A 15057-nucleotide genomic window follows, 5' to 3' on the forward strand; every position below is an offset into this window, starting at 1 on the left:
AACTGAACATAGCGGACGCCGGTTGGGATCAGGCGTGAACACGAGCCAGGAAATCGCGGACCAGCGGCAGCGCGTCGTCGAAATGTGTCTCGAGCAGCCAATGACCCGCACTCTCGATCAGATGCAGTTCCGCATCGGGCAGATCGCGATGATAGGCCCGTGCCGACGCCGCGGGCATATAGCCATCCTCTGGCCCCCAAAGGATCAGCGTGGGCGGGTGGTGTTCACGCAAATAAGCCTGGTAGCGCGGAAACCAGGTGAGATTGGCTTCCAGCTTCTCCATCAGGCCGACGGCGATCTGCCGGCGAACCGGCGTGTTCATCAGTGGCCAGTGAAGATTCCAGAGATCGGGCGGCACGCGCGTGGCGACGTCGTCAGCCACTTCCCCGATGAACTCGGCCCGGAACCCGTCCTCACTCACCGCAGCCTCGAGCGGACGGTGCTTGTCGGACGTCTTGTCGATCCACCAAGCTTTGATCGCGGCGTATTTGGGACCAAGCACGTCCTCGTAGATGTCGCCGTTCTGGATGATCAGGGCGCTGATCCGCTCCGGGTGCGAGATCGCATGCCGGAGTCCTATCTGCGAGCCATAATCATGCAGCCACAAGGCGTAGCGTTCGAGACCGAATTCATCGGCAAGCTTGGAAAGCACGTCGCAATAGGCGTCGAAATCATAGCCAAAGGCGGCCGGATCGGGTGTGCCACTGTATCCGAAGCCGGGCCAGTCGAATGCAATCGTTCGCCAACGGTCGGCGAGCGCCGGCATCAGTCGGCGGAATTGGAACGAAGAACAGGGATAGCTGTGCGGCAAGAGCAAGACAGGTGCTTCTGGCGGCCCTGCCTCGCGATAAAAAATGGATAGATCATCCAGTTGCATGCGTCGGTGCGTCGTTGCACCCGGCATTCGGACCTCCGTCGAATAAACACCGGCTAAACGCCTTTGACCGAGGGATCGTTCCGAATGAGGGAAGCGGACGGCCGGCGATATGGATCAGCCCGGTCTCCGGATGACCAGCAAGGCGGGCCAAGGCGCAACTCCCACTGGGGAATGGGCTCCGACTTAACAATTCATCTCTTCAAATTCACCACGATGACACCGCCCAGCGCCAGCGCGCCGCCGATTATGCCGAGCAGCGTGGGGACTTCGCCCAGCCAGAAGAAGCCGATCAGCGCGGACATCGGCGAGACCAGATAGAGGAAGTTGGAGGCGCGTGCCGCCGGCAGACGCGACAGCGCGGTCGCCCAGGCGGCATAGGCGATGAGGCTGGGCACGATACCGAGAAAGATGACGGCGCCAAGGCCTGCCGTATCGGCGACCGCCGCCCGCGAAAAGGCCGACGGCAGGAAGGGCGCCAAGCATAGTGCGCCGAGCACCATGTTCGAAGCCGAAATGGTCAACGGATGATGGCGGGCAAACAGCGGCTTCTGGACGATTGTGTTGACGGCCGAGCACAAGGCCGAACCAAGCACCAGAAGAGCACCGGTGTTGAATGAGAGGCCATGCCCGTCGGCCATGGCGATGACGCCAATGCCGGCGAAGGAAATCACCGTGCCGGCCCAGGCCATGCCCGAAAAACGTTCTCCGAGCAGCGCCATCGCCATGATGGCGGTGAAAATCGGGCTGACGTTGATGATGAAGCCGGCGGCACCGGCAGAGACGGTCAGTTCGCCGAAATTGAGCATGACGGTGTAGAGCGCGACGAAGATGGCGCCGCCAAAGACCAGGCGCCACACTTCGTCCAGCCTGGGCAGCGCGGGGCGCTTGACGGCCAGGAAGATCGCCGCCGGCACCGCGGCGATGGCAAAGCGCAACGCGCCGAGTTCCAGCGGTCCGAAGGCGGCGAGACCGGCGCGGATGGCCGGAAAGGCGGAGGCCCAACCAACCACCGTCAGCGCCACCGCGATGGCTGCCGTGGTGTCCATCCGCTGTGTCGAATTCAACGTGCCCGTCATCGCGCTCATCTCACTGCCCTCGTATTCTTCGGTCCTGAGAGGCAGAAAACGCCTTTTCATCCTGGTTGACAAACGACCAAATCGAGGATCACCTGTGACTATGGATCACAGCTCGGACACAATGGTGCCGCTCGAAACGCTGCGCGCCTTCGATGCGGCGGCGCGGACAGGCAGCTTTTCGGCGGCCGCCGAAAAGCTCAACATCACCCATGGCGCCGTCAGCCGGCAGATCGCCAAGCTCGAGGACTGGCTGGGATTGAAAGTCTTCGACCGTGGTGCGCGCGGCGTCTCGCTGACGATCGAGGGGAACCGGCTGCATCTGCGCACGGCAGAAGCCTTTGCGCTGATATCGACCCATTCCGACCGCTGGGTCGAGCCGCGTGGCACGGCCGTGGTGCGGCTGACCTCGATCCCCTCGGTCAGTGGGCTGTGGCTGATGCCGCGCATGGCGGCGCTGGAGAACAATCCCTCCAAGCTGCGCATCGTGCTCGATGTCGACATCCGCCAGGCCGATCTTGCCGATGAGGGCATAGATCTCTCCATCCGCTGTGGCCGAGGCGGCATTCCGGGCCGGGTCTCGGTGCAGCTTTTCGAGGAACATGTCTTTCCCGTTGCCTCGCCCGAGCTTGCCCGCGAGATCGGCCGCGGCGACCCTGCCCGGCTGCTCAAATATCCGCTGATCAACGATTCCGACGCGTCTGCCTGGCGCGCCTGGTTTGCCGCGCAAGGCATGGACTACCGCCCGCGCCCGCAGGACCGCCGCTTCGAGGACTACAATCTGGTGCTCGACGCCGCCGCCTATGGGCTCGGCATCGCGCTGGCACGCCCACCCCTGACCGGGCATCAATTAAAGTCGGGCCGCATCACGCCCGTTGATGAGCGCACGGCTCTCAACCCGGTGTCCTACTGGCTCGACCGGCCGATGGGGCGGCCGCGTGCCGCCGCGGCCGACCTCGCCCGCCGCATCGCGGCAGAGGCCGGGCTGGCGCCGGAAAAGATCGAGGCGTTTATCGAGGCCGAGCGATAAGTCTTCCGGACATATATCGAGAACCAGCAGATTCGACGCTCAGCGAAGCAACAACAGAACGAACCCAAGGATCACGGTTCCCAGCAAACCGGCCATTATCGAACGAAGCCAATTTTCACCAGCAACTGCTCAGGGCTCGGCGCCGCAGCATGGGATTGATTGGCCGGCCTGTGCCTGCCCGCCAATGTACCCGGGGCGGCAGCGTTGCGCGGGATTGGAGCCTGCGGCGGGATAAGCGACAGCAATGACAGCCCCGCAACCCTGGCGGGGGCATTGTCATTGGCCGTTGCCGAAAGCGGCAAGAAGGCTCGCAGCGTTTCGGCTTCGAGTTTTGCCTTTCTCGCCAAGCCCGTTGCCAACGCCGCCTCTTCACCCGTCTCAAGCTGGGCAAGATAGGCATCGACGATGCCAGCCGATGCGATCTGCGCGATTTCACGGCCATCGGGGCCGCCGGCAAAGTCAACAGCGCTGGCGCTGTCTGTTGCGCAAGCCGAGACGGCGCCGCCGGTTGGACCAGCGCCTTGACCAGTGCCGTCATGACTGGATCAGCCTGCCCCGAAGGCACGGCCTGCGGCGTCATCACTTCCCTGAGCAAGACGGGAAGACGAGTGGACGAAATGTCCATTGCGGCCCACCAACACCATTTTTCCGCTCCACAATAAGCGTTCAGCATTGTCTCAGGCTTGTCGCATGCTTGACCTCGCCGGGAATTTATGGCGATGAAATCCTCATGAACCCTGGCGTCCCCGCATGATGAACCGTTTCGAAGGCCCCGGCGGCAAGGAAGCCCGCATCCGCTATTTGGATGGCGACTTCCAGGTTACCAGTCCCGGCGCGTTCGTGCGCTGCGCGGTGACAGGCGAAAGCATTCCGCTCGACGAGTTGAAATACTGGAGCGTCGCCAGGCAAGAGCCCTACATCAGCGCCACCGCCTCGCTGCGCCGCGAAATCGAGATGCATCCGGAGCTGCGTAAGCGCGGTTAACCCTTCAGCTTGCGCTGGCGCCAGGCATCGAGCGTCTCGTTGATGATGCGCTCGGGAACGTGGTCGAGTCCGAAGACCGTGTCGATCTCCAGCACCTCGAGCCGGTCGAGGAAGTCCTGTGAGGCGCCGTGGCGCAGCCGGGCGGCGTCCTTGGCGGTGGTGATGAGCACCAGCCCTTCGGCGTGCGCGGTCACCGCCAGCTCGGCAAGCTCGTCCTCGGCATAGAAATGATGGTCCGGAAACGGCCTCGTCAATGCCAGCTCGCCGCCGGCTTCGCGCACCGTGTCGAAGAATTTCTCGGGATGGCCGATACCGGCGAAGGCGAGGAACCGCTTGCCGGCAAGCCCTGCCTTGCCGCTCGGCTCTGTATGGGCCTCGAAGATCGGCCGGCCGGCGCGTGCCGCCTGGCGGACCACGCTGTCGGCGGCGGTGCCCTCGCCCATTTTCAACAGCCCGCTGGTGAAGACCAGCTGGTCGACGATTTTGGCCCTGAGCGGCCCCCCCGGAATGACGCGGCCGTTGCCGATACCATAGCGCGCATCGACGACGACCAGCGCATAGTCGATGTGGATGCGGGCGCTCTGGAAGCCATCGTCCATGATCAGGAAATCGCAGCCATGCCGTTCCAGCAGCAGCCGGGCGCCGGCGGCGCGGTTCGGCGTCACCGCCACCGGCGCGTGTTCGGCCAGCAGCAGCGGTTCGTCACCGACATGCCGGGCGCTGTCGTGATCGATATCGACGACATGCGGCTCGGCGAAAGAGCCGCCATGGCCTCGCGACAGGAAGCCAGGTTTCAGGTGCATGCGCTTGGCCTGTTCGGCGAGCGCGATGGCCACCGGTGTCTTGCCGGTACCGCCAACCGTGAAATTGCCGATGCACAGAACGGGTGCCTCGATCTTCTCACGCCTGGCCCGCCGCATGCCGCGGCCGGCGGCGGCGGCATAGATGGCCGACAGCGGTGATAGCGCCAGGACCCGCCAGTCCGGCTCTTCCCACCAGAATGGTGGTGCTTCGGAGGCCACGCTAGCGTCCGTTCGCGCCCTTCAGGCGCGACTTGACGACCAGCGGCTGGATGTAGGGCTCAAGTGATTTCAGCGTGCGCGCCAGCGCGCCGCGCATCTCGTCGACGGTAGCTACGCCCGCCGCCATCATCTCGTGGCGCGCCACTTCATTGGTCAGGAGGAAATTGACCGCGCCGGCCAGCATGTCGCGATCGCGCACCAGCTTGGCGCCGCCGCTGTCCAGGAGACGCTGGTAGGCCTCGCGAAAATTCTGCACATTGCGCCCAGCGAGAACCGCCGTGTCGAGCATGGCCGGCTCCAGCGGGTTCTGGCCACCCTCGGAGGTCAGCGAGCGGCCGACGAAGGCGATTTCTGTCAGCCTGAGATAGAGCCCCATCTCGCCGATCGTGTCGCCGAGCAATATGTCCGTGTCGGCAGCGATCCTGTCGCCCTTGCTGCGCCGCGCGACCTTCAGGCCCATGCCGGAAATCTGCGCCGCAAGCGCCTCGCCGCGATCGGGATGACGCGGAACGACGATGGTCAGAAGACCATGGTGGCGCCTGTGCAGTGTCGCGTGAACTTCCGCCGCGACCACTTCCTCGCCGTCATGGGTCGAGATCGCCGCCCAGGTCGGGCGCGTGCCTATCTGCCGCCGCAGCGTCGCCAGCGTCCGTTCGTCGACGGGCGGCGGCGAGGTATCGACCTTGAGATTGCCCGACACGGTGACCGGCCGGGCGCCGAGCGCAAGAAACCTCTCGCCATCGACATCCGACTGCGCCACGACGTGAGCCAGGTTCTCGAACAACGCCTCGGCGATGTTGGCCCGTTTCTTCCACGACTTGAACGAGCGGTCGGACAGCCTGCCATTGACCAGCACCTGCGGCACGCGGCGCGCGCCAAGCTCGAGGATGGTCATCGGCCAGATCTCGGATTCGGCGATGATCGCCAGATCCGGCCGCCAGTGATCGAGGAACCGGCTGACCGCCGGCTTGAGATCGAGCGGCACGTATTGATGGATGATCCGATCACCGAGCCGCTCGTCGGCGACCTGCGCCGAGGTGACCGTGCCGGTCGTCAGCACGATGTTGACGCCATAGTCGAGAATGCTTTCGACCAGCGGCACGACGGCTATGGTCTCACCGACGCTCGCGGCATGGATCCAGATCACCGGCCCGTCGGGACGCGCGCGGCCGGCGACGCCATAGCGCTCGCGGCGGCGGTAGCGGTCCTCCTTGCCGCGCGAGGTGCGCCAGGCAACGTAGGGTCCGACCAGCGGATAGGCTGCCGCACCCGCGAACCGGTATGCCGACAGCATGGTCCGTGCCCAGCGGCCGCTCATCGAGGAGCATCCACGAGACGGTAGGCCTCGGCGGTCGCGGCATTGAGCGCGGTCGTCACTTCCTGGCGCTTGCGCTCCATTTCGGCGTCATCGGCGCCGGCAGCCACGAAGATCGGCTGGCCGATGACGATCGACGAGCGGCCGAACGGCAGGTTGATGGTGGTCTTGTCCCAGCTCTTCTCCAGCACCTTGCGGCGGCTGGTGGTGATGGCGACGGGCACAAGCGGACGGCCCGAGAGTCGCGCCAGGAGAACGATGCCAAGCCCTGCGTCTCGCGGCGTACCGTGCGGAATGTCTGCGATCATGGCGACGTTCTTGCCGGCACTGAGCGACTTTTTCAGGGCGATAAGCGCTTTTGCCCCGCCCTTGTCGAGGTGCCTGGCATTTTCCCGCCCGCCCGAGCCGCGCACCGCCTCGATGCCGAATTTCTCCAGCATCAGCGCGTTGAGCTCGGCATCGGCGCTGCGTGAGACCATGGCGACCAGCGGCTTGCGCTTGGGGTAGTACGCCGGCGTCAGCAGATGCTGGCCGTGCCACAAGGCGATGATGCCAGGCTCGAACTCGGTATAGGCCCCACCCGAAAACCGTGCCGATCCCTCGACGACACGATTGGTGAGGCGCACGAAGCGGACGAACTGGGCGAACAGGCTGGCGATGGCGTTCTTGACGAATCGCGACTGCGCCAGCGGTTGGCGAATCTTGCGCCAGAAGGCCTTGGTCGTGCGGCTGCGTCCCCTGCCCGTGGGCGCGGCATCGCTTGCTGGCCCTTTCGCCAGGTCATGCTCCATCGAAGTCAACCGGCAGCCTTGTTGTCAGGGTCCAGCAGCCGATGCAGATGAACGACGAAGTAACGCATGTGGGCGTTGTCCACGCTGGCTTGCGCCTTGGCTTTCCACGCCGTGTGCGCGGATTGATAGTCGGGATAGATGCCGACGATGTCGAGCCCCTCGAGATCACGGAATTCGGTGCCGCCAAGCTTCTTCAGTTCGCCACCGAACACCAGATGCAAAAGCTGTTTCTTTCCGTCTTCCGCGGCCATGTCGGTCCTTCACATATCGTGAGTTTGTGACAGGTCTAGACCAAAGCCGCCGACTTTGGAACCTTTAGGGCGAGATGAATTCATCTCGCCCGGGAAAACGCTTTCACGCGTCCAGACCGGCGATGACACCGGCGAGCACGGCCAGCAATTCACCGCTGCCGGCAGCAAGGGCGCCGTGACGGGTCACCTCGCCGGCATAGAGCGGAGCGCGACCATGCTGGTCGAGCAACTGGCCGCCGGCCTCGCGCAAGATGAGGTCGGCCGCCGCGATGTCCCAGTCATGCGCGTTCGGCTTGACGAAAGTGGCGTCCAGCGCGCCATTGGCAATCATGGCCAGCCGATAGGCGAGCGAAGGGCTGTAGGGCGCCCGCTTCAGCCGCGCCTGCCATTCGGCCGGCATCAGGTCGGTCAACTGCTTCAGTCCGGAAATCTCGGCCGTGTCCGCCAGCTTGCGCACCGCAATGCGCTTGCCGTTGCGGAAGGCGCCCTGGCCGGGCAGCGCCCAGTAGGTCTCCTCCATCGCCGGGCATTCCAGCACGCCGGCAAGCGTGCGGCCATGCTCGACGACGGCGACGCTGACGCACCAGGTGCGCTGGCCTTCCAGGAAACCGCGCGTGCCGTCGATCGGGTCGACGACGAAGGTGCGGCGTGCCGAAAGCCGGATTGGATCGTCGACCGTCTCTTCCGACAGCCAGCCATAGTCGGGCCGCGCCGCCAGCAGCGTTTCGCGCAGATAGGCGTCGGCGGCATGATCGGCCTCGCTCACCGGCGATGTGCCGCCCTTCATCCAGACTTGCGGGCTGTTGCCGAAGTAGCGCATGGCGATGACCCCCGCCTCGCGGGCGGCATCGCGCAGCAGCGGCAAGTCTTCGGTGGCCCCGGCTATGGTCAGGTCATGCTCCGGCAAGGGTCATGCCTTCGATCAGGAGCGTCGGGGCCGCAGTGCCGAAATTGCGGTCGAGGTCGCTGGCCGGCACCATGTTGAGGAACATGGTCTTCAGGTTCGAGGCGATGGTGACCTCGGCGACCGGATAGGCCAGGTCGCCATTCTCGATCCAGAAGCCCGAGGCGCCACGGCTGTATTCGCCGGTGACCATGTCGACACCCTGGCCGAACACCTCGGTGACGTAGAAGCCGGTCTTGAGCGATTTGATCAGCTCTTCCGGCGACCGCTCGCCAGGCTCGATGGCGAGATTGGTGGAGGACGGCGTCACGGAAGAGCCGCCGCGGGCGCCGCGTCCGTTGGTGACGAGGCCGAGCTCGCGCGCGGCCGAGGTCGACAGGAACCAGTGGTTGAGCACGCCCTTCTCGACCATCAACAGCTTTTCGCCCTCGACGCCTTCACCGTCGAACGGCCGCGAGGCCTGGCCACGCAACCGGAGCGGCTCGTCGGTGACGGTGATGGCGGATGCGGCCACCTGCTTGCCCATCATGTCACGCAGGAAGGACGTCTTGCGCGCCACCGAGGCACCGTTGATGGCACCGGCCAGATGGCCGGCGATGCCGCGCGCGACACGCGGGTCGAACACCACGTCGACCGGCCCGGTCGCCGCCTTGCGCGCGCCAATGCGGCGCACGGCGCGTTCGCCGGCCTTGCGGCCGATGTCCTCGGGCGCATCGAGATCGGCGAAATGCTGGCGCGAGGAGAATTCATAGTCGCGCTCCATGCCGGTGCCCTCGCCGGCGATGACGCTGGCCGAGCGCGAAAAACGTGAGCCGACATAGTGGCCGAGGAAGCCATGCGAGGTGGCCAACACCAGGCCGCCAAGACCGGCACCGGCGCTGGCGCCGGCCGAATTGGTGACGCCCTTGACGGCAAGGGCGGCCGATTCCGCCGCGAGTGCCGCCTCTTTCAACTGGTCGGCCGACACTTCTGTGGCGTCGAACAAGTCGAGATCGCGCGTCTGTTTGGCGAGCAATGCCGGGTCGGCGAGCCCCTGATAAGGATCCTGCGGCGACACTTTCGCCATCGCCACGGCGCGCTCGGCCAGTGTTTTGGGGTCGGACGCTGCCGTCGCGGAGACACTTGCCACGCGGCCGCCGACGAAAACGCGAAGCGCCACATCCTCGCTCTCGGAGGCTTCGGTAGCCTCGACCTTGCCGAGACGCACCGACACCCCGGTCGAGCGGCCGCGCACGGCCACCGCGTCGGCGGCATCGGCGCCGGCCTTTTTGGCAGCCTCGACCAGGGCCGCGACGCGGTCGGTCAATTTTGCTGCGTCTGATATATCGGTCATGCCTGAAATCCTGCTGGTGCGGCCGGTGTGCGACCGTCGCCCACCCCATCTATTGTTCCGGTCCGGCTTGTGCAATGGCATAGGGTTCAATCAAGATGCGGGGTGGACGGTTCAAATCGCGAACCCTGGCATGCAAAATCGGTTCGCAGCCTGCACGGAGCATTTTCAATGACGCCCTTCCATCTCGCCTTCCCGGTCCGTGATCTCGATGAAACCCGCGTTTTCTATGGCGAGGTGCTGGGCTGTGCGATCGGCCGCTCGTCAGCGACCTGGGTCGACTTCGACCTCTACGGCCACCAGATGTCGGCGCATCTGCGGCCGCAGGCCGCACAGGCACCCAGCGACGGCCAGGTCGACGGCATGGTCGTGCCGATCCCGCATTTCGGCGCCGTGCTACTGATGGACGACTGGCAGCGCCTGGCGACACGGCTGGAGGCGCGCGACGACATCGACTGGCTGGAACGGCCGATGGTCCGTTTCAAGGGCGAGCCCGGCGAACAGGCAACGCTGTTCATCCGCGACCCCTCGGGCAATGCCCTGGAATTCAAGGGCTTTCGCTCGCTGGAGCAGGTTTTCGCCCATTAGCCCAGATCGAGGGCATCGGTCGATCAACGGCCGAAACGGCCCGCCGCGAAAGGTGCGAGCCGCGCTGGATCGTCGCGTCCGCCGATCAAGTCGGCGACCAACCGCGCGGTGATCGGAGCCAGCGTCAGGCCGAGATGGCCGTGCCCGAAAGCATGGATTACGCGGGAGCTGCCGCGCGAAGCGCCGATGACAGGCCTGGAATCCGGCAGGGACGGCCGGAAGCCGAGCCATTGCGAGGCAGGCGAGCCGAGCCTGGGAAAAATTTGCCTGGCGCCGCGGTCAAGCAGCGCCAGCCGGCGCGGATTTGGCGGCGCGACCAGTCCGCCGAGTTCGACGGTACCGGCGACCCGCAAGCGGCCAGTCATCGGCGTCAGGTAGAAACCAAGATCGACGGGACAGACAGGCCGGTTGAGCAGCGGCGCGTCGGTCCGGAATTCCAGATGGTAGCCTCGCTCGGTCTCGAGCGGAATCCTGTCGCCGGCCTGCGCGGCCAGTGCGCGTGACCGTGCACCGGCGGCGATCACCACCGTGCCAGCCTTAATGCGAACGCCGGGACCGCTGAGCTGGACACCGCCAGCCTCGACCTGCAGCCCGGTGATCTCAGCCTGCTTCACCGATGCGCCACGGGCGCTCACCGCGTCCAGCAACCGCCGCATCACCATTGCCGGATCGGTGACATTGATCGAGTCGGGAAAATAAACGCCATGCGCTGCTGTCGCCGGCAGGCCCGGCTCAAGTGCCGCCACCTCTTCTGGAGTCAGCACCTCTTGGTGGATGCCAAATCCAGCGCGCATCGCCCGGCCGCCGGCGCCAGCGGCAAAATCGCTCTCGCGGCGATAGAGGTAAAGACAGCCATTGCGGCGCAGCAGGTCCTCCAGCCCGGCCTCCCCGACCATGTCTTCCCAGGCCGGGAGGGCGTCGGCCAGCAGTCCTGCGAGCGCCAGCGCATTGGCCCGGGTCGCCGCCGGCAGCGATTGCCGCATGAACCGGACCAGCCATGGCGCCAGCTGCAGCAGTGCCGGCCAGCGCAGCGAAAACGGGCTGTCGGGATCAAGCAGCAGCTTTGGCAACGCCCGCATCACGGCAGGAGTGCCGACCGGCATGCAGGCATATTCGGCGATCGTTCCGGCATTGCCTGATGACGCGCCGGAGCCCGGCTCGTTCGGATCGATGAGCAGAACTTCGCGGCCGTCCGCGACAAGGCGAAGTGCCGTCGCCAGCCCGACAACTCCGGCCCCGATAATGGCGATTTCAACGGTTTCCTGTGCTGCCACTGCTGGATCTTCCCGATTGACCTTGAAATCCCGTACCGATCATGTGGTCTCTTGGTTCGGGGTCAGGGTCCAGCCTTCATCGCTGAAATCGAATGGGCCAGATCTTCCCGCGCGTCAGGCGACCGGCGTCCAGATCACGTCCTCGATCTTCTGCGCTCCGGTGGCCAGCATGACCAGCCGGTCGAAGCCGAGTGCGATGCCGCTGGCCGGCGGCATGATGGCGAGGGCGGCAAGAAAATCCTCGTCCAGCGGATAGCGCTCGCCATAGATGCGCTGTTTCTCGTCCATCTCGATGGTGAAGCGCCGGCGCTGCTCGTCGGCATCGGTCAGTTCGCCAAAGCCGTTGGCGAGTTCGACCCCGCAGCAATAGAGCTCGAAGCGGTCCGCCACGCGTGGGTCATTCGGACTCGGCCGGGCCAGTGCCGCCTCGGCCACAGGATATTCGCACAGGATGGTCGCGCGGCCCTGCCCGAGGAATGGCTCGATCTTTTCCACCATCACCCGGCTGAACAGATCGGCCCAGCTGTCGTCGGGCGCGGTGCGCAGGCCAGCATGGGTCAAGGCGGCGTGCAGCGCATCGCGGTCGGTGCTGCCGTCGGCGGCGACCGTGGCCAGCAGATCGATGCCGGAATAGTGGGTGAAAGCGTCCGCCACCGTCAGCCGTTCGGGCTCGGCGAACGGATCGCAGTCGCGGCCCCGAAAGGAAAAGCGCGTCGCCCCTGCCCTTCTCGCGGTCAGCGCCAGAAAGGCGGCGCAATCCAGCATCAGGCTCTCATAGGCCTCGCCCACCCGATACCATTCGAGCATGGTGAATTCGGGATGGTGCAAGGGGCCGCGCTCGCGGTTGCGATAGACCGGACCGAAGCTGAAAATCCTGACTTCACCGGCGGCAAGCAGCTTCTTGCAGGCGAATTCCGGCGAGGTGTGGAGATAGAGCGGCGATCGCGCGCCGTCCGGCCCGACCGCTTCGGTGGCGAAAGCCGCCAGATGCGCCTCGTTGCCGGGCGAGACCTGCAGGGCCGCCGTTTCCACCTCGACGAAATCATGGCTGGCGAACCAGTCGCGCAGGCTGGCGGCGATGCCGTTGCGCAGCATCAGCCGGGGGCGGCGGTCGGCATGGACATGCGGCGTCCACCAGGGCGAAGCTTCGGTCATGACCGGATTGCGGACCAGATTGCGGACAAGTCAGTTCGCACAGGGGGCTGGCGGCGGCGGCCAAGATGCGGTAGGCCCCCATCCAGCGCCGAACAAGCCGGCAAACGCCAGTCAACTCTTCTTGCAGGATTTAAAACCGTGGTGAAAGTCATCGCCAGTTCGCTCCGCAAAGGCAATGTCGTCGACAAGGACGGCAAGCTTTATGTGATCCTCTTTGCCGAAAACATCCACCCAGGCAAGGGCACGCCGGTAACGCAGCTCGACATGCGCCGCATCGGCGACGGGGTGAAGGTTTCGGAGCGCTACCGCACCACCGAGCAGGTGGAGCGCGCCTATGTGGAAGAGCGCGAGCACACGTTCCTCTATCGCGACGGCGAAGGCTTTCATTTCATGAACCCGGAAAGCTACGACCAGGTCGCGGTGTCGGAAGCCGTGGTCGGCGACATGGCGCCTTACCTGCTGGAAGGCATGGCCGTGCAGGTGTCGCAGTTCAACGGCATCGCTATTTCCCTTGTGCTGCCGCAGCGCGCCACCTTCGAAGTGGTGGAAACCGAGCCCACGACCAAGGGACAAACGGCCTCGTCGTCCTACAAGCCGGCCGTGCTGTCCAACGGCGTGCGCACCCTGGTGCCGCCGCACATTGCGCCGGGCACCCGCGTGGTGGTGATGACCGCCGATGGGGCATATGTGGAGCGGGCTAAGGACTGAGGGGGCTTCCCCACCAAAGGCCTGCAAGCAAAGCCTTTCCATAAACAGGGGCAGCTTCGAGACACCGCTTTATTGCTTGAAACAGTGCTCGCGGTGCCATTGCAAGAAATGAGGATGCGGGTGTTCGAGCTGTCGGCGGGGCGGAAGCGCGCGGCGCGTCTTGTTTATGAAGCCATGCACGCTGTCGAAGTCATTGACCTGTCTCGAGATCAGGATTTCCAAATCGTCCGATAGGCTGATCAACCCGCGATCGAACATCCAATGCGCGGTACCGGACAGTGCGATCCCATTGTTGATGACATCCGGCCCGTTCGCTTCAACCGGTCGAATATGTGCGGCAGAAACCTCTGCCCGGCCGCCGCCATTTATCAGCTTGAGACCTGTGATCGCGCAGCGTTCGTCATAGGCGCGTAAGACGACGCGACGGAAAATGCGGTCCCGCACGATTCGCGATCCGATATAGCTTACGCGATCACGACTCTGCTCGAATTCGAATGGCGCCTGTTCATCCTGAAAGCCGGCAGATATGCCGACCTGATCAACGCGCGGCAGCAACAACTCATTCGTGTCCAGGCCCAGATCGATGATGCGGTTGAAGTCACTTGAGCTAAGGGCGCGGACGGCAGATTGGGCACGGCCGGAAATCCGTCCCTCATCGTTGAGCAGGCCTCGCTCGACGAGACCATCAGATCCGCTAAATGGCACAGGATTGACGAAATCGAGGTAGGTTCCGGGCTCAATCAGAGCGAGGTACATGTCTGATGTCACAGGATCGGGAATGATCTGCTGGACTTTCGCTACAGCGTAATAGCCCCGCGTATCGTTTACCTTGCTTGGCTCGTAGTAAATGATCCACTTGCCGACACACGCTTCAACGCGGCGCAGATACGGGCGAGGAAACTGGTATTGCTCTGCGGGGCGGTCGTTGTATCGCGAATCCGAGCGATGAATGAAAACCCCGAATCCCATGGATCTTCCTGCAATGCGTTGTTGGGAATAACTTCTTCAGATGTGGCATCAAAATCCGAACTTTGGGGTTTAGTCCAGGCCGGTGTCACTTCCCCATGGTATCGATCTTTCGCAGGCTCGCGCTGAAAGCTCCACCCTGCAACGAAGCGCAGCGATATATTTCATGAAGCGTGTCGCAATGGGCCTGCGCAGTTCGTCCTTTGAGCGAAGAAGGAGAGCGCCATGAGAAAACTTATCGTCACCGAATTCATCAGCGTCGACGGCATCGCCGAGGTCGAGAAGCTGCCTAGCGTGACCTGGAACGACGAGATGAACAGATTCAAGGAGGATGAGCTTGCCGACAGCGGCGCCATGCTTTTGGGGCGCACGACCTATGAGATCTTTGCCGGCTCATGGCCCAAGGAAACCGGAGATTTTGCCCAGCGGTTCAACGCGCTGCCGAAATATGTCGCTTCGAGCAGCCTGAAGGCGCTCGACTGGAAGCCGGCTGAATTGCTGAAGGGATCCCTGCCGGAAGCGGTCAAGACGCTGAAGCAAGGGAGCGGGGGCAACATCTATGTGCATGGCAGCCTGAGCGTCGCGCAGGAATTGCTGCGCAATGGCCTGGTCGACCGCGTCAGGCTGCTCAGCTATCCAGGCACCGTCGGCCGGGGCAAGCCGCTGTTCCCAGCCGGCGAGCCGCTGCCGCTCGAATTGATTTCGGCCACGCCGTTCAGCAACGGCGTTGTGGCGCTGGAGTATGCGCCGGTGGTGGCAAAGTCGTAAATCGGTTGGAGCCTTTCAGAT

16 protein-coding genes are annotated in these 15057 nt (G+C 64.3%); 5 read left to right on the top strand and 11 right to left on the bottom strand.

Translation table 11 applies throughout. The features are described 5' to 3' along the window. Positions 1 to 28: 28 nt before the first annotated feature. Both LB558_RS02310 and LB558_RS02315 read right to left on the bottom strand, forming a co-directional pair. Entirely contained in the window at positions 29 to 904 is an 876-nt protein-coding gene (locus LB558_RS02310) for an alpha/beta fold hydrolase (protein ID WP_224696021.1), read from the bottom strand. 164 nt (positions 905 to 1068) lie between these two features. Continuing rightward, a complete protein-coding gene (locus LB558_RS02315) occupies positions 1069 to 1962 on the bottom strand; it encodes a DMT family transporter (protein WP_224696022.1) in 894 nt (297 codons plus the stop codon). A gap of 91 nt (positions 1963 to 2053) precedes the next feature. Between LB558_RS02315 and LB558_RS02320 the strand changes: the two genes are divergently transcribed. After that, the gene (locus LB558_RS02320) at positions 2054 to 2980 is read left to right on the top strand and encodes a LysR family transcriptional regulator (RefSeq protein WP_224696023.1); all 927 of its coding nucleotides are present in this window, start codon (positions 2054 to 2056) and stop codon (positions 2978 to 2980) included. 750 nt (positions 2981 to 3730) lie between these two features. Then, complete coding sequence (locus tag LB558_RS02325; RefSeq protein ID WP_031213688.1) at positions 3731 to 3964, top strand: DUF2093 domain-containing protein; 234 nt, start codon at positions 3731 to 3733, stop codon at positions 3962 to 3964. Here the strand turns inward: LB558_RS02325 and lpxK are convergent. The 6 genes from lpxK to LB558_RS02355 all read right to left on the bottom strand — a co-directional run bounded on the left by lpxK (position 3961) and on the right by LB558_RS02355 (position 9580). Next, positions 3961 to 4986, bottom strand: a complete 1026-nt coding sequence (gene lpxK / locus LB558_RS02330; protein WP_224696024.1) for a tetraacyldisaccharide 4'-kinase — start codon at positions 4984 to 4986, stop codon at positions 3961 to 3963. The two genes, LB558_RS02325 and lpxK, sit on opposite strands and share 4 nt — an antisense overlap. Position 4987: 1 nt before the next feature. Continuing rightward, on the bottom strand, positions 4988 to 6304 hold the full coding sequence (gene waaA / locus LB558_RS02335; protein WP_224696025.1) for a lipid IV(A) 3-deoxy-D-manno-octulosonic acid transferase: 1317 nt from the start codon (positions 6302 to 6304) through the stop codon (positions 4988 to 4990). After that, positions 6301 to 7092: a lysophospholipid acyltransferase family protein gene (locus LB558_RS02340; protein WP_224696026.1), complete on the bottom strand. Its 792-nt coding sequence runs from the start codon at positions 7090 to 7092 to the stop codon at positions 6301 to 6303. The genes waaA and LB558_RS02340 overlap by 4 nt, the downstream gene beginning before the upstream one ends. Positions 7093 to 7097: 5 nt before the next feature. Further along, positions 7098 to 7343 (bottom strand): DUF4170 domain-containing protein, encoded by a 246-nt coding sequence (locus tag LB558_RS02345; RefSeq protein ID WP_127257990.1) that lies wholly within the window; start codon positions 7341 to 7343, stop codon positions 7098 to 7100. A 103-nt stretch (positions 7344 to 7446) separates the two neighbouring features. Next, positions 7447 to 8250, bottom strand: a complete 804-nt coding sequence (locus LB558_RS02350) for a 3'(2'),5'-bisphosphate nucleotidase CysQ (RefSeq protein WP_224696027.1) — start codon at positions 8248 to 8250, stop codon at positions 7447 to 7449. Beyond that, entirely contained in the window at positions 8237 to 9580 is a 1344-nt protein-coding gene (locus LB558_RS02355; protein ID WP_224696028.1) for a TldD/PmbA family protein, read from the bottom strand. Before LB558_RS02355 ends, LB558_RS02350 begins: the two co-directional genes overlap by 14 nt. A 168-nt stretch (positions 9581 to 9748) precedes the next feature. Here LB558_RS02355 and LB558_RS02360 point away from each other — a divergent pair, with 168 nt between their 5' ends. Then, entirely contained in the window at positions 9749 to 10165 is a 417-nt protein-coding gene (locus LB558_RS02360) for a VOC family protein (protein ID WP_224696029.1), read from the top strand. A 23-nt stretch (positions 10166 to 10188) separates the two neighbouring features. Here LB558_RS02360 and LB558_RS02365 read toward each other — a convergent pair whose 3' ends face one another. Together LB558_RS02365 and epmA are read right to left on the bottom strand one after the other, a co-directional pair. After that, on the bottom strand, positions 10189 to 11439 hold the full coding sequence (locus LB558_RS02365) for an NAD(P)/FAD-dependent oxidoreductase (RefSeq protein ID WP_224696030.1): 1251 nt from the start codon (positions 11437 to 11439) through the stop codon (positions 10189 to 10191). 114 nt (positions 11440 to 11553) lie between these two features. After that, positions 11554 to 12594 carry an EF-P lysine aminoacylase EpmA gene (gene epmA, locus LB558_RS02370; RefSeq protein ID WP_224696031.1) on the bottom strand — a complete coding sequence of 347 codons (1041 nt, stop codon included), beginning with the start codon at positions 12592 to 12594 and terminating at the stop codon, positions 11554 to 11556. 138 nt (positions 12595 to 12732) lie between these two features. Between epmA and efp the strand changes: the two genes are divergently transcribed. Then, complete coding sequence (gene efp / locus LB558_RS02375) at positions 12733 to 13302, top strand: elongation factor P (RefSeq protein ID WP_027038615.1); 570 nt, start codon at positions 12733 to 12735, stop codon at positions 13300 to 13302. Between the two features lie 69 nt (positions 13303 to 13371). Here efp and LB558_RS02380 read toward each other — a convergent pair whose 3' ends face one another. Then, positions 13372 to 14271, bottom strand: a complete 900-nt coding sequence (locus LB558_RS02380) for an HNH endonuclease (protein WP_224696032.1) — start codon at positions 14269 to 14271, stop codon at positions 13372 to 13374. A 222-nt stretch (positions 14272 to 14493) separates the two neighbouring features. Here LB558_RS02380 and LB558_RS02385 point away from each other — a divergent pair, with 222 nt between their 5' ends. Continuing rightward, a complete protein-coding gene (locus tag LB558_RS02385) occupies positions 14494 to 15036 on the top strand; it encodes a dihydrofolate reductase family protein (protein WP_224696033.1) in 543 nt (180 codons plus the stop codon). Positions 15037 to 15057 lie beyond the last annotated feature (21 nt).

The organism is Mesorhizobium sp. CO1-1-8 (assembly GCF_020164875.1).
Classification (GTDB): domain Bacteria; phylum Pseudomonadota; class Alphaproteobacteria; order Rhizobiales; family Rhizobiaceae; genus Mesorhizobium.